Origin of the sequence: Pseudomonas sp. B21-023 (genome assembly GCF_024749165.1) — a bacterium.
In the GTDB taxonomy this organism is placed as follows: domain Bacteria; phylum Pseudomonadota; class Gammaproteobacteria; order Pseudomonadales; family Pseudomonadaceae; genus Aquipseudomonas.
Genome location: NZ_CP087190.1, coordinates 4,176,558 through 4,196,396, shown reverse-complemented (window position 1 = coordinate 4,196,396; position 19,839 = coordinate 4,176,558). Strand labels below are relative to the sequence as shown.

At 63.9% G+C, this 19,839-nt stretch carries 16 protein-coding genes and 1 tRNA gene; 8 read left to right on the top strand and 9 right to left on the bottom strand.

Going from position 1 to position 19,839, the window contains the following annotated elements; translation table 11 throughout:
- Positions 1 to 101 precede the first annotated feature (101 nt).
- Positions 102 to 434, top strand: coding sequence for a ribonuclease E inhibitor RraB (locus LOY42_RS18795; protein ID WP_102684201.1), 333 nt, complete (start codon positions 102 to 104; stop codon positions 432 to 434).
- A 20-nt stretch (positions 435 to 454) separates the two neighbouring features.
- On the opposite strand, the gene LOY42_RS18790 is transcribed toward LOY42_RS18795, so the two are convergent.
- On the bottom strand, positions 455 to 1,258 hold the full coding sequence (locus LOY42_RS18790; protein ID WP_139672739.1) for a cytochrome c: 804 nt from the start codon (positions 1,256 to 1,258) through the stop codon (positions 455 to 457).
- Between the two features lie 528 nt (positions 1,259 to 1,786).
- Between LOY42_RS18790 and LOY42_RS18785 the strand changes: the two genes are divergently transcribed.
- Positions 1,787 to 2,521, top strand: a complete 735-nt coding sequence (locus LOY42_RS18785; RefSeq protein ID WP_139672736.1) for an amidotransferase — start codon at positions 1,787 to 1,789, stop codon at positions 2,519 to 2,521.
- Between the two features lie 73 nt (positions 2,522 to 2,594).
- On the opposite strand, the gene LOY42_RS18780 is transcribed toward LOY42_RS18785, so the two are convergent.
- From LOY42_RS18780 to LOY42_RS18770, 3 genes are all read right to left on the bottom strand, one after another.
- Entirely contained in the window at positions 2,595 to 3,566 is a 972-nt protein-coding gene (locus LOY42_RS18780) for a magnesium and cobalt transport protein CorA (RefSeq protein ID WP_102684204.1), read from the bottom strand.
- 67 nt (positions 3,567 to 3,633) lie between these two features.
- Positions 3,634 to 4,368: a 1-acyl-sn-glycerol-3-phosphate acyltransferase gene (locus tag LOY42_RS18775; RefSeq protein ID WP_139672733.1), complete on the bottom strand. Its 735-nt coding sequence runs from the start codon at positions 4,366 to 4,368 to the stop codon at positions 3,634 to 3,636.
- A 184-nt stretch (positions 4,369 to 4,552) separates the two neighbouring features.
- Positions 4,553 to 5,242 carry a crotonase/enoyl-CoA hydratase family protein gene (locus tag LOY42_RS18770; RefSeq protein WP_110698132.1) on the bottom strand — a complete coding sequence of 230 codons (690 nt, stop codon included), beginning with the start codon at positions 5,240 to 5,242 and terminating at the stop codon, positions 4,553 to 4,555.
- A 290-nt stretch (positions 5,243 to 5,532) separates the two neighbouring features.
- Here LOY42_RS18770 and LOY42_RS18765 point away from each other — a divergent pair.
- Positions 5,533 to 5,622, top strand: a tRNA-Ser gene (locus tag LOY42_RS18765).
- A 114-nt stretch (positions 5,623 to 5,736) separates the two neighbouring features.
- Here LOY42_RS18765 and LOY42_RS18760 read toward each other — a convergent pair.
- From LOY42_RS18760 to LOY42_RS18745, 4 genes are all read right to left on the bottom strand, one after another.
- A complete protein-coding gene (locus tag LOY42_RS18760; RefSeq protein WP_258598774.1) occupies positions 5,737 to 7,620 on the bottom strand; it encodes an acyltransferase family protein in 1,884 nt (627 codons plus the stop codon).
- Between the two features lie 157 nt (positions 7,621 to 7,777).
- Positions 7,778 to 8,809, bottom strand: a complete 1,032-nt coding sequence (locus LOY42_RS18755) for a hypothetical protein (protein WP_258598772.1) — start codon at positions 8,807 to 8,809, stop codon at positions 7,778 to 7,780.
- 203 nt (positions 8,810 to 9,012) lie between these two features.
- On the bottom strand, positions 9,013 to 11,142 hold the full coding sequence (locus tag LOY42_RS18750; protein WP_258598769.1) for a TonB-dependent siderophore receptor: 2,130 nt from the start codon (positions 11,140 to 11,142) through the stop codon (positions 9,013 to 9,015).
- Positions 11,143 to 11,377: 235 nt separating this feature from the next.
- Positions 11,378 to 11,755 (bottom strand): hypothetical protein, encoded by a 378-nt coding sequence (locus tag LOY42_RS18745; protein WP_046856576.1) that lies wholly within the window; start codon positions 11,753 to 11,755, stop codon positions 11,378 to 11,380.
- Between the two features lie 439 nt (positions 11,756 to 12,194).
- Here LOY42_RS18745 and LOY42_RS18740 point away from each other — a divergent pair, with 439 nt between their 5' ends.
- The 5 genes from LOY42_RS18740 (at position 12,195) to LOY42_RS18720 (ending at position 18,496) form a co-directional block, all read left to right on the top strand.
- Complete coding sequence (locus LOY42_RS18740) at positions 12,195 to 13,652, top strand: serralysin family metalloprotease (protein WP_139672727.1); 1,458 nt, start codon at positions 12,195 to 12,197, stop codon at positions 13,650 to 13,652.
- Between the two features lie 64 nt (positions 13,653 to 13,716).
- Positions 13,717 to 14,082, top strand: coding sequence for an AprI/Inh family metalloprotease inhibitor (locus LOY42_RS18735; protein WP_256659321.1), 366 nt, complete (start codon positions 13,717 to 13,719; stop codon positions 14,080 to 14,082).
- A 44-nt stretch (positions 14,083 to 14,126) separates the two neighbouring features.
- The gene (locus LOY42_RS18730) at positions 14,127 to 15,848 is read left to right on the top strand and encodes a type I secretion system permease/ATPase (protein WP_110698140.1); all 1,722 of its coding nucleotides are present in this window, start codon (positions 14,127 to 14,129) and stop codon (positions 15,846 to 15,848) included.
- Positions 15,845 to 17,137: an HlyD family type I secretion periplasmic adaptor subunit gene (locus LOY42_RS18725; RefSeq protein ID WP_102684211.1), complete on the top strand. Its 1,293-nt coding sequence runs from the start codon at positions 15,845 to 15,847 to the stop codon at positions 17,135 to 17,137. Before LOY42_RS18730 ends, LOY42_RS18725 begins: the two co-directional genes overlap by 4 nt.
- Positions 17,138 to 17,146: 9 nt before the next feature.
- Positions 17,147 to 18,496 (top strand): TolC family outer membrane protein, encoded by a 1,350-nt coding sequence (locus tag LOY42_RS18720; protein WP_139672722.1) that lies wholly within the window; start codon positions 17,147 to 17,149, stop codon positions 18,494 to 18,496.
- Between the two features lie 108 nt (positions 18,497 to 18,604).
- On the opposite strand, the gene LOY42_RS18715 is transcribed toward LOY42_RS18720, so the two are convergent.
- Complete coding sequence (locus tag LOY42_RS18715; protein WP_139672719.1) at positions 18,605 to 19,792, bottom strand: MFS transporter; 1,188 nt, start codon at positions 19,790 to 19,792, stop codon at positions 18,605 to 18,607.
- Between the last annotated feature and the right edge of the window lie 47 nt (positions 19,793 to 19,839).

Genomic DNA, 19,839 nt, shown 5'->3' with positions numbered 1-19,839 from the left:
CTCGCGTCTTGCATCAGCTCGAATTGCCAGGCATGGCACGCTTGCCAGGCAGGTGCCTTGTGCACTGAAAGTCTATCCATTGCTTTGCAGGAGGACGTTTCATGAGCAGCCAATACGACGACGTCAGCAGCAATGTCCTGCGCCAGATGAAAGCTGGCGGTTTCGATTTCACCCGCATCCATCCCATCGAGTTCTATGCCGTGTTTCCCGACGAGGCCGCCGCGCGCCGGGCGGCGGTGCAGTTCCGTGGCGAGTCGCTCAGCGCCCAGGTGAGCGAGCGCGATGATGGTGCCTGGCACCTTGAGCTGAGCAAGGTGATGTACGCCACCCATGGCGGCATCGGCGCTTTCGAGCAGGCCTTCGAACGGCTCGTGTCACCCCATGGCGGCGAGGTCGAGGGGTGGGGCGTCAAGCAGGAACGGCCGATTGCCTAGGCAATGCGGCCCCGTGCACCCTACCGTTGTTTGCGCCCGGCCATATGTTTCAGGTATGCCAGCAATGCATCGAGTTCCTGATCGCTCAGCACCTGGGTGGAGAACCCGGGCATCTTGGCCTGCGGCCAGTGCCGCAGGCTCTGCGGATCGCGAATGTATTGGCGCAGGAATGCCGGCTGAAAGTATTCGGTGGGGTTGTGCGGCAGGTTCAGGTCCGGGCCCAGGTGCGCATCGCCAGCGCCATTGAGGCGGTGGCAGGCCAGGCAATTCTGCTGGAACAGGGCAAAACCCTGGCGCACCGGATCCGCATCGGGCAGCGCTGGGGCGGGCAACAGGGCGGGGAAGCGCGCCTCGACCGGTGCCAGGCTGCGAATCCTGGCGATCTGGAACGGCCATTGCTCTGGGCGGATGCCGCCCGCCTCGGGTTGGGTCCACACCAGATAGAACGGCCCGGCTCCCGGCTTGCCTTGGCCGAGTGGCGGCCAAGGCTGGGCGTTGTCCTCGATGGCCAGCCAGGCTTGTGCCGGGCCTGGCTGCAACAGCGGGCCGGCAGGCATTTCTGCTGCGAAACCGTCGAGGGCCACCGCCTGCAGGTGGGCGGTCGGTTTCACGCCCTCGAGCAACGCCGCCAGCGGTACGGCGCGGTAATGCATGGTGCGCTTGTAGGCAACGTCCTGTTCAATAGTGACGTCCCGCGCTTGGGGATGGTTGAGCAGTTGCTCGCTCTGCCAGTGCCGGCTGCCGTTACCCAGTTCGAGGGTCAGTTGCGCGGCCGCTGCTGGCAGGGGAATCAGCAAGCAGAGCAGGGTAAGGCACAGGCGCATGGGTGATCTCCAACCATCAAGGTCGGCAGGTTACCCATGCACGGTCGGAAAAGGCCACTGCCGCGATCAACCGAACAACCGGGTGAGGTTGGGCAGGATCAGCAGCAGGGTCGTGGCGAAGAGTATGAGCCCGGCTTGGCGTACTTTGGATTGTCTGAACATGGCGGACCGCCTTCTTGTTGTTATTCCTGAATAACCCTTGGCTTCCTTGTCTGGCTTCGGGTCGATCGCAGTGGCGTGATCGAACGCCCTCACTGCTTGCCGCGTGTTTGTGGATATACAACCAACACTAGGGCCCGCGTCATCCCTGTTTCAGAACCCTTTGCTCTAAAAAAAATCATGTCGATTCCTCATGGCTTTAAGGCCACTGGCCACCCCGCTGGCACGCTGACGCTAGACGAGTGCGCGGCAAGGGTTACCAAGGGTTACAGGGCCTACCGTTCGTCTGGACATCCTACTTGCTTGTGTAGCCCTTTCGCGTCAGTCTCTACAGCAAATCCCACCCACATGTCGTTCAGGACTACCGCTATGTCGTTACGCATCTGCATCCTTGAAACCGATGTCCTGCGGCCGGAGTTGATCGCGCAGTACCAGGGCTACGGAAGGATGTTCGAGCAGCTGTTTTCACGCCAGCCGATCGCCGCCGAGTTTGATGTGTACAACGTGATGAACGGCGACTATCCGCCGGCTGAGCGGACTTTCGATGCCTACCTGGTGACCGGCAGCAAGGCCGACTCGTTCGGCGATGATCCGTGGATCCAGACGCTCAAGGCCTACCTGCTCAAGCTGTATGAGCGGGGCGAGAAGTTGCTGGGGGTGTGTTTCGGTCACCAATTGTTGGCGTTGACCCTCGGCGGCAAGGCCGAGCGCGCCGACAAGGGCTGGGGCGTGGGCATCCACCGCTACAGCCTGGCGGCCCATGCGCCGTGGATGGACCCGCAGGTGTCCGAGCTGACCCTGCTGATCAGCCACCAGGACCAGGTCACCGAGCTGCCCGAAGGGGCCACGGTGATCGCCTCAAGCGATTTCTGCCCCAACGCCGCCTACCATATCCGTGACCAGGTGCTGTGCTTCCAGGGGCACCCGGAGTTCGTCCACGACTATTCCCGGGCGCTGCTCGACGCGCGCCAGGCCTCGTTGGGCGACGAGGTCTATGCCAAGGCGGTGGCCAGCCTTGCCACCGAGCACCAGGGGGATCTGGTGGGCGAGTGGATGCTGCGCTTCGTCCAGCAGTCGGTGAAGGCCGGGGATAGCATTGCCTGATCAAGCGAGGCCGCTTTGCGGCCTTTTCGCCGGCAAGCCGGCTCCCACAGGGTTGAAAGCGCTCCCGGCGATCCTAAAGCCACCCCGAGCGCTTGAAACTGAAATACAGCCCCGAACACCCAAGGCCGATCACCCCCAGCACGGCAAAGTAGCCGTAGTGCCAGCCCAGCTCTGGCATGTTCTGGAAATTCATCCCGTAGATCCCGGCAATCGCCGTGGGAAACGCCAGGATCGCCGCCCAGGCGGCGAACTTGCGCTGGGTGATGCTTTGCCGTGACGACTCCAGCAGCATGCCGATCTCGATGGTCTGGCTGGCGATGTCGCGGATGCCGGCCAAATCTTCCATCTGCCGGGTCACGTGGATCTGCACGTCGCGAAAGTACGGGCGCATGTTCTTGTCGATGAACGGGAAGCTCAGGCGCTGCAGCTCTTCGCTGACCTCCACCATCGGCGCCACGTAGCGGCGCAGGCGCAGGATGTCCCGGCGCAGGCTGTGCAGGCGCTGGATGTCTTCTTCCTTGAGCGAGTTGCTGAGCACGCTCTGCTCCAGCTCCTCGATCTCGCCGTGGATGGCCTCACTGACCGGCTGGTAGTTTTCGGTGACGAAATCCAGCAGGGCGTAGAGCACGAAGTCCTCGCCGTGCTCAAGCAGCAAGGGGCGCGCCTCGCAGCGCTGGCGCACCAGGGCGTAGGACTTTGAGTGGCCGTTGCGGCAGGTGATGATGTAGCCGTTGCCGGCGAAGATGTGGGTTTCGATGAATTCCAGCCGGCCTTCGTGCCGCACCGGCGAATAGGTGACGATGAACAGCGCATCGCCGAAGGTTTCCAGCTTTGGCCGGCTGTGTTTCTCCAGGGCGTCCTCGATGGCCAGCTCGTGCAGGCCGAACTGGCGCTGCAGGTTGGCCAGTTCCTCTGCGTTGGGCTCTTCCAGGCCGATCCATACGAAGTGCCCGGGCTTGCGCGCCCAGTCGGCGCCTTCGTCGAGGCTGATGTTGGTGACCTTCCTGCCGGCGCTGTAGACCGCCGCCGCGACGACTCGACCCATGGTTGTCCGCTTATTCGATTGAACACGCTACACAGCTTGGGCTGTGTAGCGGCGCGGGGCAAGTCTGCTATGGGACAGAGGGGCAGGGCGCGGTGAGCTCGCTTTCCATATGGTCGATGCAATGCTGCATCTGGCTGCGGCACTGTTCGATCAGCGCGGGCAGGTCCTGTTGGGTCAGGCCCGCAGTGGCGATGGGGGCCAGCGAGCGGATGACCACTGTGCGCTGGCGCCAGCTGTTCAGGCTCAGGCGCCTGGTGTAGCGGCTGACGCATACCGGTACGATCGGCACGCCGGCCTCGATCGCCATGTGGAAAGCGCCTTTCTTGAACGCCAGCAACTGTTCGCCGGGGTTGCGCGTGCCCTCGGGGAAGATCCAGATCGAAGTATCGTCGCGCAGGGTCCGGGTGGTGGTCTGCATGGCCTTGCGTGCCTGATAGGCGTTCTTGCGGTCGATCAGCACATTGCCGCCCAGCCAGAACAACTGGCCGAACAGCGGGATCCAGCCCAGGCTCTTCTTGCCGATGGCCACGGTACGCCGGGGCACCACCTGGCCGAGGATGAACAGGTCATAGTTGGACTGGTGGTTGGCGATGATCACGCAGCCGGGGGGCTGGTCCCACAGCGGGCCGACCTCGGCCTTGACCTTGATGCGCAGCAACCAGGCGGCCGGTACGCTGTACAGGCGGGCGAACAGGCGGCTGTTGTCGGGATTGAACGGGCGCAGCAGGCCGATCACCAGGCCGACGACACCCACGAGCAGGAAGTGCAGCGCCAACAGGAGCATGCGAAGCATATAAAGCATGGTACGACTCACACCGGACAGTCGCGGCGCAGTGTACGGGTGTGCACTGGTGGGGGCAAACGTTGCTGTAGCGTGGGAGGTCAAGTGGGAGCGGGCTTGCCCGGCGATGGCGTCACACTGGGTGATCGCATCGCGGGGCAAGCCCGCTCCCACAAAGTCCTGTGAGGAAAATCCCTGGACGGACTCAGCCCAGGTGGTTCTGGTCCGCGAGAATCGCCTCGTCCAGCGCCTCCAGCAGGCCCTTGCGCACCTTCAGCTTGGTGTTCTTGTGCGCCAGCATGTTCAGCTTCTTCATTTCGCGGGCGGCGGCCAGGGCGGTTTCGTGCAGCTTTTCAGCTGGCACCACCTTGTCGAGGAAGCCGGCTTCCCGGGCACCCTGCGGGTCGAACACTTCGGCATTGTTCACCGAGCGCTGGAATGCCGCACGGCCGAGGCGGTCACGGGCCAGCTCGATACCGGCGTGGTGCATGGTCATGCCGATCTGCACTTCGTTCAGGCAGATCTTGTAGGGGCCTTCAACACCGATGCGGTAGTCGCCCGACAGCAGCAGGAAGGCGCCCTTGGCCACGGCATTGCCGGGGCAGGCGACGATCACCGGGAAGGGGTGCGACAGCAGGCGCCGGGCCAGGGTGGAGCCGGCGGTGACCAGGCCCACGGCCTCCTTGGGGCCGGCGGTCATCACCTTGAGGTCGTAGCCGCCGGAGAGGATGCCCGGCTGGCCGGTGATGATCACCACCGCGCGTTCCTCGACGGCGCGATCGAGCGCGGCATTGAAGGCTTTGATCACATCCGGGGAGATGGCATTGACCTTGCCGTTGTTCAGGGTCAGGGTGGCGATGCCGTCTTCGGCGTGGTAGGTAATCAGCTCGCTCATGGCAGAGTCCTTTGGATGGCGTGGCGACGACGTTACCCAGCGGCGCCGGCCAGGTAAAGCACCAAGGCTGACTGGTCGGTCAGCGCCGCGCCGCCGTGCCTTGCGCCATCTGGGCAGCGCTGAGCGGGTGGGAAAAAGCGCTGGGCACAATGGCAGCATTGCCCTGATTGGCCAGAGTTTTCGGCCGATTGCCTTAAGCGCATGAAAATTCTGAAAAAAATGCTTGCCAAGTAAAAGCTCTTCTACTAAATTAGCGCGCCTCGACAGGCTGAATAGCTTGAAGAGAAAACGGTGAAGTGTCCGAGTGGTCGAAGGAGCACGCCTGGAAAGTGTGTATACGAGAAATCGTATCAAGGGTTCAAATCCCTTCTTCACCGCCACATTCTACGAGAAGCCCTCGAATCGAAAGGTTCGGGGGCTTTTTGTTTGCCTGTGTAATTTGTATCGCCCTGGCAAGGGTGGCGTGCGCTGTTGGCGCCGCCACCCTTGCGCAGCTACCGCAGCGTATGGGCGGAGGAAGCTGCCGCCGTGGAGGGCTGTGGCAATGCTGGCAGCTTCAGTGCTTCACGTATCCTTTCCTTGGCGGCCTCGCCATAGAGTCTTGAGCCGACCTCGTTCAGATGGTCGCTGTCCGAGTACAGCGGCGTTACCCCGTGGAAGGGCGCGTCGCGCCAGAGGTCCAGATCAGTGAAGTCCAGGACCCTGACGTTCGGATGTTGCCTGGCCATTTCGCCGATCCTGATATTTGCCAGTCGCCACTTATCATCAACCTCCACGGCGGGGGTGAGGCCGAGCGCCTTGAGTCGCATAGCGCGCTGCAGGTCGGCCGTGAGGTTGGGAATCTGCATGAGCACATACACGGCCTGATGCCGACCAGCGGCATCGCTGAACAGCTTGTCGATCGCATCGATGGACACCGGATCGTTGGCGTGCAAATCCCAGCGGCCGGCAAGCATCACCGTGCTGGTCGTGGCCAGCGCCTTTTCCACCTGCTGTGTCTGTGCTACGCACGCGGCGCGTGCGTTTTCCGGAACAGACTGAAGGTTGAAGCCGTGGATCGGCAGGCAACTGCTGGCGCTGATGACTTTCAGGCGTGCGTTGATATGGCGCCCTACCACATCGGAAAACAGATTGAGCTGCGCGGCATGACTGTCACCGAGCACCAGGATCTCCTGGCTGCCATCCCGGGCGCCCCGTATGCAGTCGCCTGTTATCTGGCCATGACAAATGAGCGCCGGGTCGGCGTAGCGGGTGAACTCGATGGGTGGGCGTGGGTACACGACCTTGTTGACTTTGCGCGCCGACCAGATCGTCCCCAGTGCAACGATCATGATCAAGGCTGTCAGGCCAAGCGATGGCGACAGGTTGCGTTTGAAGCGGATGGTGTTTTCGATGAAGCGGTAGGAGAGCCAGCTGATCGCCAGGGTCAGTACGGCCGCGCTTGCCAGGGCGGCTGGGGGAAGCTCGTAGCTGCCATAGATGTAGCGCAGCGCCGCCAGGATTGGCCAGTGCCAGAGATACAGCGAATAGGACAGGTTGCCGACGACAACGGCCAGCGGATGGCACAACGGGTTGCCGCGCTGGTTGATGGCGCCCCAGATCACCAGGGCTGCGCCGAAGCACGCTGGCAGCATCGGCAGCCCAGGTTTGAAGGTGTCCTCCTGTATCAGGACAAGGCTGGCCAGCATCAGGACAGCCCCCGCTGCACAGGCCAGGCGCTGCCACATCGCCTGGGTTGGAGGGCGGATCAGGGCGGTCACGCTGCCGATCAGAAATTCCGGTACTCGGGCGAGCAGCGAGTAATAGAGCCCGGTGGAATCCTGCTGTCTGCCCCGAAACGTCGCATAGGCAGTGAGCAGGACGAACAGTGCGACCAGGACCGGTCGCCGCCATTTGTCGGGCAGCAGCAGGAACAGAACCGGCATCAGCAGGTAGTACTGCATCTCGATCGCCAGCGACCAAGTGTGCAGCAGCGGCAGTTCGAAGGCCTTGGGGCCGAAGTAGTCGTAGTAGCTAGCGAAATAGTGGTTGCTGTTGAAGATCAGTGCCGCTTTGGCGCTGTCGAAGAAGGCACGGAAGTCGCCCTTGGTCAGCAGTACGGCGAAGCCCAATGAGCTGATGACGATCAGGGCCAGGTAGGCCGGTATTATTCTCCGGGCACGGGACAGGTAGAACTGCCGGTAACTGAAGCGGCCGGAGGCATGCTGATCGCGCAGCAGCCGAGTAATGATGAAGCCGGAAATGACGAAGAAGATGTCGACGCCGAGGAAGCCCCCTGGCAGCCAACTGCTGTTCATGTGGAACAGGATGACGGCGAGCACTGCGAGCGCACGCAAGCCTTGGATGTCGTTTCTTATTACGGGGACGGTCGTCTGCATGGGCCGGTATTCGTCAGGGGGCCAGGTGTCGCCAGGGGCGGGCGGCTGGCGATTATACGGGGCGTGACGAAGCGGGGGTTAGCGGGTTTTGCCCGATGAGACAGGCCTGATTGAATGTAGGCCCGACGCGTTGCGGGTCGGGCCATGCGAATGGGCGTTAATTGACCGCTCTGGATCGACGTTCTGCAAAGGCGTGGAAATCCCGGTCCTGGGCCCAGAGTTTGTTCGCTTCGTCGCGTTTCTGCGGCGTGGAAATTGTTTTCAGTGCTTCAAGTGCCTTGTCCCAAAACACATACCGGGTCGCATCCAGGTAGACGCAGGTGCTTGGCTTGCGGCCGAGCAGGTAGTACCGCCCGACCTTGCGCAGCTCGCTGCTCAGACCCATGAGCCTGAACCTGTTGCCGACCCTGTGCGTCAGGTTGGGAGGAGGTATGTGGCTGGGCACTCCGCGCGACACCTCGACCAGTGCGCGGCTGAACTGTTCATCGAAACGCTGGAAGAACAGCCCCACCATGGCGTGGTAATAGGACTTCTGTGAATAGTAGTGATGCACGCAGTCGCGGGCCTCGACCACCTGCTTGTCACCCAGCATGAAGGAAACGGCGATCTGCTCCATGGTGTGCAGCTGCGTATGCAAGTGTGACCATTGGTCGATCAGGGTGATCGCCTCGTCCAACAGCCCGGTGTGATGGCGCGTCATTCCACAGATACCGCTGTTGTAGAGACGCAGCGAAGGGCTGGGGGAGCGCTTGTTCGCCGCCAGTTCTGCGACCAGTCCGGTGTAGTCGTCGCGCTGCGACGCGTGTTGCCAGCAGAACTCGAACTGGTCCATCAGGAAATGCTCATCGCTGACGCGATCGAAGAGAATTGCCGGGTCTTTCACGAATATGGTGTCGGTATCGACGAAGATCGTTTTTTCGGCCAGTTCCATTCCCTGACGAATCGCCATGGCCTTGCGTCGATGAACGTACCCGGCTGGCCCCATCCACTGCGCCAGTGTCGCCTCGTCCAGAAAAACCGTGCGAACCGGCCAGTCTTCGAAGGCTTCGGGATGGTCGGTGAACACGGTAATGCTGAAACTCTCGCGATCAGCTTGGTGGCGCAGGGCGGAGAGAATGCTGAACTTTGCCTCGTGCAGATAAGCGGTTTTCTTTCCGTACAGGAGGTACAACAGATGATTCGACTGCATAAAAACTGAATTCCAATATCCCTATCCGGCTCCGCGCCTAGTGGGTGGCATAATGCCATATGCGTGTGAAAGCCTCCAAACGGCTTTCAGCAGGTTTAGCGACCTTCGTGCTGCTGGAGGCTGCAACGGCCAGTGGAGAAGGCCCCCTGCGCCGTTCGACCGCGAGGTGGGGGCCGTGTTTGTCTGATAGTCCGGCGCGGTTCTCAAAAACTGACACTGGCCGACAGGCGGGCGGTTCGCGGCGCTCCCTGGAATAGGTAGTTGTCGCCCAGGTAGTCGCCCACGTCGCGCCAGTAGCGCTTGTCGAAGACGTTGTCCACGGTCAGGCGCAGCACGGTGTCGTAGCCGCCGATGTTCGTGCGGTAGCGGCTGCCGATGTCGAACACCGTGTAGCCGCCGACTTCGACATTGCCTGCTGAGCTTGCGTACTTGCTGGCGCTGTAGCGGGCGCCGCCGAGCAGGGCCAGGCCGGGGACGGGGAGGGCGTAGTCGGCCTGCAGCGCGGCGCGCAGGCGCGGCACGTTGATCGCCTGGTGGCCTTCGTAGGCGACGGTGTCGCTGTTCTGCACCCGGGCGCGGATCGCCGCGGCGCTGGCCTGGATCTGCAGGTTGGAGGTGACCCAGCCGCTGGCGCCGAGTTCGAGGCCGGTGTTTTTCTGCTGGCCCGACTGCACGTAGGTCGGCGCCGGGTTTTCATCGGGGCGGGCGTACTGGTAGGCCTGGCGGATCTGGAACAGGGCCGCGCTGAAACTCATGCCCTGCCAGTCACGCTTGATGCCGACTTCGAGCTGGCGCGACAGGGTGGGGGCGAGGATTTCGAACGCGTTGCTGGCATACCAGGGGGCGGTGCCACCTGAGGACAAGCCTTTCGCATAGCTGGCGTACAAGGTGGTGTCCGGCTGCGGCTTGTAGATCAAAGCTGCGTTGGGCAGCAGTTGGTACTGTCGGGTGTGGCGCCCGGCAACGCCATTCTGGTCCCAGGTCTTTTCGTCCAGGCGCACTTCCCGTGCGCCGATCACGGTCTGCCAATTGTCGTTGAAGGTGATGCGGTCGCTGAAGAACAGGCCGTACTGGCGGCTGTCCAGGCGACGCTCACTGCTGCCAATGGGCTTGTCCGATGGCTCCACGGCTGGCGCACCGGTATGGATGTTGCCCGTACCTCGCCACTCGTTGTAGCCCGGTCGCTGATCGAGCGTGCGGCGTTGGGCGCTGGTGCCGACGGTCAGCTCATGGCTCACGCCCAAGGCATCGAAGCGCCCGTCGAGCGTGGCCTGGGCATCGTCGATGCGACGGGTATCGTCAGGGCTGCGGAAATCGTAGATGTCGTAGTCGCCATTGCTGCCGAAGTAGGACCCTTCGCTCGAACCCCAGGCGAATGCGCTGTAGTCATCGATTACCACCTTGCTGCGCGAGGCGCTCAAGGTACCGTTCCAGTTGTCGTTGAACTGGTACTTGAAGCGCCCGCCCAGGTTGAGCGAGTCGTTCTGCACGGGTTTGGCCCACGACTGCCAGGCCAAGTGATCCTTGGGGTCGACGCCATGGGGCAGTTGGGTGCCGCCGAGCAGTTGATACCCCGGCACCGAATACTGCTCGCGGTGCTGGTATTCGGCATCCAGCTCCAGCACGGCATTCGGGTTGAGCTGCCAGTCGAGGGCCAGGGAGGCGAAATCGCGCTTGCCGTCGGCATGATCGACATACGAGCGGATATCCTCGTGAGCAAGGTTCACCCGCAGGCCCAGCTGGCGCTCGGCGCCGAACCAGCCGCCCATGTCGGTGGCCAGGTAGCGTTCGCCCTGTTCGTTGCTCGACACGCTGAGGCTGCGTACATCCTCCGGGCGCTTGGTCACATAGTTGACCAATCCGCCGGGCTCCGACACGCCGCTCTGCAACCCGGACAGCCCCTTGAGCAGCTCCACCTGCTGCTTGTTCTCCAGCGCCACGTTCTGCTCGCCGGCGATGGTCTGGCCGTTGACCCGGTAGCTGCTGGCGGCGTTGAGCTCGAAGCCGCGCACGTTGAAGTTTTCGTAGTAGCCGATCGGCGCATAGCTTTCGCCCACCGAGGCATCGCTCTGCAGCACCTCGCTCAGCTTGCGCACCTGGCGGTCGTCCAGCAGCTGGCGGCTGAACACGCTGACCGCTGCCGGGGTGTCGAGCAGCGGTGTGCTGTGCAGGCCGCCGACCTGGGCTTCGCGTGCCTGGTAGCCGCTGTCCTGAACATCCGAGATGCGCACGGGGGCCAGGGCCACACTGTCGTCGGCAAGGCCATGGCCACTGTGCAGGGCAAGGCCCAGGCCGAGCAGGCCCAAGGGTAGGCGGGGGCGAAGCGGGGTCATGCAAGGCTCCTTGAAAAGCGGACGCGCCGTTATCGCTCGGCAGCTGTCGGGCAGGCAAAAGGGCGCCATGGTAGCAGGCTGCCGAGCCTTTCAGGGATGCAGGGGGCAGACGTGGGATTGGCGCACCGCCGTTCCCACCGATGCCGCGCAATGCAGAGGCATGCGCGCTTCCTGTGGGAGCCGGCTTGCCGGCGATGACGCCAGTACAGTCAATACGAACGAAGCGGGGTGTGATTCAGGCCGCCGCCGGACGCTGGTGCCGGCGCCAGCTGTCGTCGATCTTCGACCAGGTCTTGCCGTCGGTGATGGCCAGCAGCTTGCGGCCATCCTTGAAGGTGGCGAGGAAGGTGACTTCTTCCTCCTTGCCGCCCAGCAACAGGCCGGCGAGCAGGCCGACCGGGCCGGCCACCAGGGCGCCGGCCACCCCCCAGCCCAGGGCGGTGCCCAGGCTGCGGGTCGACTCGAGGTTGGCCAGTTTCAGATCCTTGATCCGCGCCAGTGAAATGCGCTCGCCGGGCGAAGGGCTGCGCGGGGTCTTGAGTGTGAGCGCTCCATTGCGATACTCGCCTTCACCTTGCAAGAAATCGCCGGATTGCACCGTGAGTCTTGTCATTGTGTCGTCCTGTCAGGAAGGGGCTTTGACCAACGCCTACTGAGCGCTCCGCACGCTGGCAAGTCAACGCCGAGGCGACGGAGGGTCGTGCGGCAGGTTGTCGCGTAGTAAAGCGCCTAAACGAAGCGTTGATGGCAAACCACAGGCACAAGTCGCATTTTCGAAAGTAAACTTCGAATCGTCGTCTATAAAGCCCTGGGGGCATGATTGGAACTAATGCTTGTAGCTGCCGCCATTGATCCATCGCAGTTTGCGCAAATAAGTGCGATGCAGTTGAGTTTTCGAAAACGAAAAAATGACGCCAAAAAACGCTGGACATTAAGTTTCAATGTGTGTCAGTTTTTTTGCGCCTCATAAAGGCGAGTGACAGGAAGTTCTCGCCAGGTGGGAAATCCTGTCTGACATCAACTGCTTTTTTGTAAACAAGGAAGTAACCTGCATGTCGAAAGTCAAAGAAAGCGCTATTGTTTCGGCCGTTTCCGCATTGCAGCCGAAGGGGCCAAGTTCGTCCTTCGGCCTGATCGATAGCTTTGCCCACCAGTACGATCGCGGCGGCGCGAACATCAATGGCAAGAAGTCCTTCACGGTCGACCAGGCCGCCGACCACCTCCTGCGTGATGGCGCAGCCTGGAAGGACCTGAACAAGGACGGCACGATCAGCCTCACCTACACCTTCCTGACCAAGGCACCGTCTGACTTCTACAGCCGCGGACTGGGCTCGTTCAGCCAGTTCAGCGACCTGCAGAAACAACAGGCCAAGCTCTCCATGCAGTCCTGGTCGGACGTGGCCAAGGTCACCTTCACCGAGGCAGGATCGGGCGGCGACGGTCACATGACCTTCGGTAACTTCAGCGCCAGCAACGGCGGCGCGGCATTTGCCTACCTGCCGTTCGACGGCCCGGGTTCGCACAAGGGCGAGTCCTGGTACCTGATCAACAGTGGCTACCAGGTCAACATCACCCCGGGCACCGGCAACTACGGGCGCCAGACCCTGACCCACGAGATCGGCCACGTGCTCGGCCTGTCCCACCCTGGCGACTACAACGCCGGCGAGGGCAACCCGACCTACCGTGACGCCGACTACGCCCAGGACACCCGTGGCTACAGCGTCATGAGCTACTGGAGCGAAAGCAACAACGGGCAGAACTTCATCAAGGGCGGCGGGCAGTACTACGCCTCGGCTCCGTTGATGGATGACATCCTGGCGATCCAGAAGCTCTACGGCGCCAACTATGCCACCCGCGCCAGCGACACCACCTACGGCTTCAACTCCACCGCTGATCGCGACTTCTACTCGGCCACCTCGGCCTCGTCGAAGCTGGTGTTCTCGGTGTGGGACGGTGGCGGCAACGACACCTTCGACTTCTCTGGCTTCACCCAGAACCAGAAGATCAACCTCAACGAAGCGTCGTTCTCCGATGTCGGCGGCATGGTCGGCAACGTATCCATCGCCAAGGGCGTGACCATCGAAAACGCCTTCGGCGGCTCGGGCAACGACCTGCTGATCGGCAATGCGCTGGCCAACGTGCTCAAGGGTGGTGCCGGCAACGACATCATCTACGGCGGCAGCGGTGCCGACCAGCTGTGGGGCGGCAGCGGCGCGGACACCTTCGTGTTCGCCGCCGTCAGCGACTCGACCAAGGCGGCGCCGGACCGCATCATGGACTTCACCTCGGGCGTGGACAAGATCGATCTGTCGGCCATCTCCGCGTTCGCCGTGAACAAGCTGCCGCTGCAGTTCGTCAATGCCTTCACCGGCCATGCCGGCGAGGCGCTGCTGACCTACGACCAGGCCACCAACCTGGGCAGCCTGTCCATCGACTTCACCGGAAACGCCTCGGCTGATTTCCTGGTGACCACCGTTGGCCAGGCCGCTGTCACCGACATCGTGGTCTGATGTACCAGGGGGCGGCGTTCGCGCGTCGCCCTTTTGTCGGCGAGGCAGACGAATGAAAGCAACCTTGCGAACGATCGCGCTGGCCGCGATTGCCCTGATGTCGATGACCGAGGTAGGTATGGCGAGCAGCCTGTTACTCCCCAACGCCGCGCAAATGGCCGGTGATTGGACGCTTTACTCCGAACAGCCGCAGGCGCAAACCTGCAACCTGCACCTGGGCGCCAACGAAGGCGAAATCGAAGGCGAGCTGGATTGCGCCAGGGACCTGCTGGGCCTGCGCCCCGGCAGCTGGCTGGTAACCCCCGACACCCTGGCCCTGGTGGGCGGCGACGGCAGCAGCGTGGTGCACTTCAGCCGCGAGGGCGCCAGGCGTTACGCCTGGACCCGGCCGGACGGTACGCAACTGGTGCTCAAGCGCCTGGACAAATAACCCCGGCCTGAAACTTCAAAGTTTCAGGCAAGCAAGGGCGAAACATGAAACTACCGAGCAAAAAGCCCGGGGCGCCTTTGTGGGCGGCACTCGGCGAACATAAGTCGACCTTGATCAGCGTCGGCTGTTTCACGGCATTGATCAACTTGCTCATGCTGGTGCCGTCGATATATATGCTTCAAGTGTACGACCGTGTACTGAGTTCGCAGAGCACGACAACTTTGTGGGTGCTGACGCTGATGGTGGTCGGCTTCTTCGTTTATATCGGCGGGCTTGAAGCCGTACGCAGTTTCATTGTCATTAGGGTCGGCAACCAGTTGGAAAAGACGTTCAATATGAAGGTCTACCGCGCCGCCTTCGAACGCAATCTGCGCCAGCGTGACGGTGCCGCTGGCCAGGCCCTGGGCGACCTCACCCAACTGCGTCAGTTCATCACCGGCCCCGCGCTGTTCGCCTTCTTCGATGCGCCCTGGTTCCCCATCTACCTGGCGGTGATCTTCGCCTTCAACGTCTGGCTGGGCGTGATGGCGACGGTCGGCGCGCTGCTGTTGATTGCCCTGGCCATCCTCAACGAGCGCCTCACCCACGCCACCCTGGCCGAGGCCAGTGGCATCCAGCAGCAATCGACACTGCTGGCTGGCAGCCAGCTGCAAAGCGCCGAAAGCATCCAGGCCATGGGCATGCTCGGTGCCCTGCGTCAGCGTTGGTACAGCTTGCACGGGCGTTTTCTCGATCTGCAGAACAAGGCCAGCGACACCTCGGCGGTGATCACCGCCACCAGCAAGGGCCTGCGCCTGTGCCTGCAATCGCTGGTACTGGGGCTGGGCGCGCTGCTGGTGATCGAGGGGCAGATGACCCCGGGCATGATGATCGCCGGCTCCATCCTCATGGGCCGGGTGCTGGCGCCGATCGACCAGTTGATCGCGGTGTGGAAGCAATGGAGCGGCGCGCAGCTGGCCTACCAACGCCTGGACGGGCTGCTGCGCGAACACCCCGAGCCGCCGACGCCGATGCCCTTGCCGGTGCCCACCGGGCAACTGGCGGTGGAGCAGGTCAGCGCCGGCCCGCCCGGGCGTAACCTGGCCACCCTGCAACAGGTGAACTTCGCCCTGGCGCCGGGTGAACTGCTCGGCGTGCTGGGGGCTTCGGGGTCGGGCAAGTCGACCCTGGCCAAGGTGCTGGTCGGCGTCTGGCCGACCCTCGGCGGCCATGTCCGCCTCGATGGCGCCGAGCTCAGCCAATGGGACCGCGACGCGTTGGGCCCGCACATCGGCTATCTGCCGCAGAACATCGAGTTGCTGCGCGGCAGCATCGCCGAGAACATCGCCCGCTTTGGCGAGCTGGACGGCATCAAGGTGGTCGAGGCGGCTCGCCTGGCGGGCGTGCATGACCTGATCCTGCGCCTGCCCCAGGGCTACGACACGCGCCTGGGCGAGGAGGGGGTGGACCTCTCCGGCGGCCAGAAGCAGCGCATTGCCCTGGCCCGCGCCCTTTACGGCGATGCCCGGCTGATCGTGCTCGACGAACCCAACTCCAACCTCGACAGCCACGGCGAGGCCGCCCTGGCCAACGCCATCGTCCAGCTCAAGGCCCAGGGCCGCACCGTGGTGCTGGTGACCCACCGCAGCGCGGCGTTGGCCCAGGCCGACAAGCTGCTGGTGATGAACGAAGGGCGCATGCAGGGCTTCGGCCCGGCTCGCGATATCCTCCACGCCATGGGCCAGGCCCCGGCGCAACGACCCCTGCAAGCCGGAGGTGGCGCATGAGCCAGCACACCCGTGATGCGCGTTTCCATGTCCGCCTGGGATGGTGGCTGACCCTGGTCGGTTTCGGCGGTTTCATGGCCTGGGCCAGCCTCGCCCCGCTCGATCAGGGCGTGCCGGTGCAGGGCACCGTGGTGGTGTCGGGCAAGCGCAAGGCGGTGCAGTCCATGGGCGCGGGCGTGGTCAGCCGCATCCTGGTCAGCGAAGGCCAGCTGGTGCGCCAGGGCGAGCCGCTGTTCCGCCTCGACCGCACCCAGGTGCAGGCCGACGTCGATGCGCTGCAGGCCCAGTACCGCATGACCCGCGCCGCCTTGGCGCGCTGGCAGAGTGAGCGCGACAACCTCGGCCAGGTGCAGTTTCCCACGGAGTTGCTCGAAGACGCCGACGCCCGCCTGGCGCTGATCCTCGAAGGCCAGCGCCAGCTGTTCGACAGCCGCCGTCAGGCCCAGGCCCGCGAGCAGGGCGCCCTGGCTGCCAGCATCGACGGCTCTCAGGCCCAGCTGACCGGCATGCGCCGGGCGCGCGGCGACCTGCAGGCCCAGGCCGACTCGTTGCGCGAGCAGCTCGACAGCCTGCGCCCGTTGGCCGGCGAGGGCTATATCCCGCGCAACCGCGTGTTGGAATATCAGCGCCAGCTGTCACAGGTGCAGCGCGACCTGGCGCAGAACGCCGGCGAAAGCGCGCGCCTGGAGCAGGTGATCGTCGAAGCCCGGCTCAACTTGCAGCAGCGCCGCGAGGAATACCAGAAAGAGGTGCGCAGTCAGCTGGCCGAAGCCCAGGTCAAGGCCGCGACCCTGGAGCAGCAGCTCAACTCCGCGCACTTTGAGCTGCAGCACAGCGAGATCATCGCCCCGGCCGACGGCATCGCGGTAAACCTTGGCGTGCACACCGAAGGCGCCGTGGTGCGGGCCGGCGATACCCTGCTGGAAATCGTGCCCCAGGGCACCGCGCTGGAAGTGGAAGGGCGCCTGCCGGTGAACCTGGTGGACAAGGTGGCACCGCAGTTGCCGGTGGACATTCTGTTCACCGCCTTCAACCAGAACCGCACGCCGCGGGTGACCGGGGAGGTGGCGCTGGTGTCGGCCGACCAGCTGATCGACGAGCGCAGCGGCCAGCCGTACTACGTACTGCGCAGCACTGTCAGCGAAGAAGCGCTGGCGCGTCTCGAGGGGCTGGCGATCCGCCCGGGCATGCCCGCCGAGCTGTTCGTGCGCACCGGCGAGCGCTCGCTGCTCAACTACCTGTTCAAACCCCTGCTCGACCGTGCAGGCACCGCCTTGACCGAACAATAAGGACCGCCAGTGAAGAAGTTCCCACTGATCGGGCTGCTGCTGGCCTGCGCCTGGCTGCCGACCGCCGCCCAGGCCGCCATGGGGCCGTTCCAGGTATACGAGCAGGCCCTGCGCCGCGATCCGACCTACCTCGCGGCGTTCAAGGCCCGCGAGGCCGGCCAGGAATACCGCGCCATCGGCCGCGCCGGCCTGCTGCCCAGCCTGTCGTACAGCTACAACAAGGGCCGCAACGATTCCGAGGTGCGCTACCTCGGCGATTCACGCCGGCAAAAGGAAGACCGCACCTACAACAGCATGGGCTCGACCTTCATCCTCCAGCAGCCGCTGTTCGACTATGAAGCCTATTCGAGCTATCGCAAGGGCGTGGCCCAGGCGCTGTTCGCCGACGAGAGCTTCCGCGACCAGAGCCAGCAACTGCTGGTGCGGGTGATGACCAGCTACACCCAGGCGCTGTTTGCCCAGGACCAGATTGCCATCAGCGTCGCCAGCAAGCAGGCCTACCGCCAGCAGTTCCAGCAGAACCAGCGGCTGTTCGACGCAGGCGAAGGCACGCGCACCGATATTCTCGAAGCCCAGGCCCGCTACGAGTTGGCCGATGCCGAGGAAATCAAGGCGCGTAACGAACAGGATGCCGCGCTGCGCGAACTGGGCGCGCTGATTGGCGAGCCGGCGGTGCGGGTCGAGGACCTGGCGCCGCTGCGCCTGGGCTTCGCCCTGCCAGTGGTCGACCCCAGCGGCTACGAGGCCTGGCAGGAGCGGGCCCTGGCCAACAACCCGCAACTGGCGTCATCGCGCCAGGCCCTGGAAGTGGCGCGCTACGAAGTCGAGCGCAATCGTGCCGGGCACCTGCCCAAAGTCACCGCGTTCGCCACCTCGCGGCGCCAGGAGTCGGACAGCGGCAACACCTACAACCAGCGCTACGACACCAACACCGTGGGCATCGAAGTCAGCGTGCCGATCTTCGCCGGCGGCGGAGTGCTGGCTTCGACCCGCCAGGCCAGCCGGCACCTGGAGCAGGCCGAGTACGAGCTCGACGGCAACACCCGCAGCGCCTTGATCGAGCTGCGCAAGCAGTACAACGCCTGCCAGTCCGGCGCCAGCCAGTTGCGTGCCTACGAGCGGGCGCTGGTGGCGGCCGAGGCGCTGGTGGTGTCCACACGCAAGAGCGTGCAAGGTGGCGAACGGGTGAACCTGGATGTGCTCAACGCCGAACAGCAACTGGCCACCACCCGCCGCGACCTGGCCCAGGCGCGCTACGACTACCTGCTGGCGTGGATCAAGCTGCATTACCAGGCGGGGGTGTTGAGCGAGACGCAACTGGCGCGGGTGGACGAAGCGTTCATCGAAGGCAAGCCCTGACTTCTGCGCGGGCCTCATCGCCGGCAAGCCGGCTCCCACAAATGTTGCGCGATACCCTGTGGGAGCCGGCTTGCCGGCGATGAGGCCGGTGTTGTCAGCAAAATACTTTCAGGCTGGCACCACTGCCTTCCCACGCCTGCGCTCAGCCAGCCCCCACACCAGCAGCGCCAGCGCACCGATCACCAGGCCAGCCACCACGATCCCATCCCAGCCATGCACCTCGAACAGTTGCGTGCCCAGCAGCGACCCCAGCGCGCCGCCGATGAAGTAGCAGGTGATATAACCGGCATTGAGCCGCGTGCGCGCCTCGGGGCGCAGCACGATCACCGCGTTCTGGTTGCTCACGTGCACCAGTTGCACCGCCAGGTCGAGCAACAGCACGCCCACCAGCAATGCCACCAGCGAGCTCTGTGCAAACCCCAGCGGCACCCACGATAGCAATAGCGCCACCAGCCCCACGGTGGTGCCCAGCGAGCCTTTGCCGCGGTCGGCCAGGCGCCCGGCCCAGTTCGCCGCCAGTGCGCCGATCGCCCCGGCCAGGCCGAACAGGCCGATCACCGCGTCGGAGTAATGGTAGGGTGCCTCGCTCAACAGGAATGCCAGCGGTGTCCAGAACAGCGCGAACAGGCTGAACGCCAGCAAGCCCAGCAGCGAGCGCAGGCGCAGCACAGGTTCTTCTACGAACAGGCGGAACACCGAGCCGATCAGCGCCGGGTATTTCAAACCGGCGTGGCTGTGGTGTTGCGGCAGGCTGCGGTACAGGGCGAGGGCACTGATGGCCATCAACACCGCGGCCAGCACGTAGATGCTGCGCCAGCCGCCCAGCTCGGCCATGAAGCCGGCGGCGGTGCGCGCCAGCAGGATGCCCAGCAACAGGCCGCTCATCAGCGTGCCCACGGCGCGGCCGCGTTGATCCGGCGCACTGAGCGCGGCGGCCATGGGTACCAGCACCTGGGCTACTACCGAGAACAGTCCGGTCAGCGCCGTGCCGAACAACAGCCACGGCAGGCTTGGCGCGCAGGCGCTGATCACCAGCCCGGCGGTGGCGATCAGCACCATGGTGACGATCAGCCGTCGTTGCTCGAACAGATCGCCCAGTGGCGCGAGCAGCAGTAGCCCGGCGCCGTAGCTGAGCTGGGCGGCGATGACGATGGTGCCGGCGCTGGCGGTACTCAGGCCGAACTGCTCGGCGATGCTGTGCAGCAGGGGCTGGGCGTAGTAGTTGCTGGCGACAGCCAGGCCGGTGGCGGTGGCCATCAGCAGGATCAGGGCGCGACTCAGAGTCGGGGATTTCATGGGCAGTCTCGTTGCAGGCAAGGTTTTGTGGCGACAAGTATCAGGAA

Coding starts and splice junctions, on each gene's coding strand:
- LOY42_RS18795 (WP_102684201.1), top strand. CDS start 102: ATGAGCAGCCAATACGACGACGTCAGCAGCAATGTCCTGCGCCAGATG.
- LOY42_RS18790 (WP_139672739.1), bottom strand. CDS start 1,258: ATGCGCCTGTGCCTTACCCTGCTCTGCTTGCTGATTCCCCTGCCAGCA.
- LOY42_RS18785 (WP_139672736.1), top strand. CDS start 1,787: ATGTCGTTACGCATCTGCATCCTTGAAACCGATGTCCTGCGGCCGGAG.
- LOY42_RS18780 (WP_102684204.1), bottom strand. CDS start 3,566: ATGGGTCGAGTCGTCGCGGCGGCGGTCTACAGCGCCGGCAGGAAGGTC.
- LOY42_RS18775 (WP_139672733.1), bottom strand. CDS start 4,368: ATGCTTTATATGCTTCGCATGCTCCTGTTGGCGCTGCACTTCCTGCTC.
- LOY42_RS18770 (WP_110698132.1), bottom strand. CDS start 5,242: ATGAGCGAGCTGATTACCTACCACGCCGAAGACGGCATCGCCACCCTG.
- LOY42_RS18760 (WP_258598774.1), bottom strand. CDS start 7,620: ATGCAGACGACCGTCCCCGTAATAAGAAACGACATCCAAGGCTTGCGT.
- LOY42_RS18755 (WP_258598772.1), bottom strand. CDS start 8,809: ATGCAGTCGAATCATCTGTTGTACCTCCTGTACGGAAAGAAAACCGCT.
- LOY42_RS18750 (WP_258598769.1), bottom strand. CDS start 11,142: ATGACCCCGCTTCGCCCCCGCCTACCCTTGGGCCTGCTCGGCCTGGGC.
- LOY42_RS18745 (WP_046856576.1), bottom strand. CDS start 11,755: ATGACAAGACTCACGGTGCAATCCGGCGATTTCTTGCAAGGTGAAGGC.
- LOY42_RS18740 (WP_139672727.1), top strand. CDS start 12,195: ATGTCGAAAGTCAAAGAAAGCGCTATTGTTTCGGCCGTTTCCGCATTG.
- LOY42_RS18730 (WP_110698140.1), top strand. CDS start 14,127: ATGAAACTACCGAGCAAAAAGCCCGGGGCGCCTTTGTGGGCGGCACTC.
- LOY42_RS18725 (WP_102684211.1), top strand. CDS start 15,845: ATGAGCCAGCACACCCGTGATGCGCGTTTCCATGTCCGCCTGGGATGG.
- LOY42_RS18715 (WP_139672719.1), bottom strand. CDS start 19,792: ATGAAATCCCCGACTCTGAGTCGCGCCCTGATCCTGCTGATGGCCACC.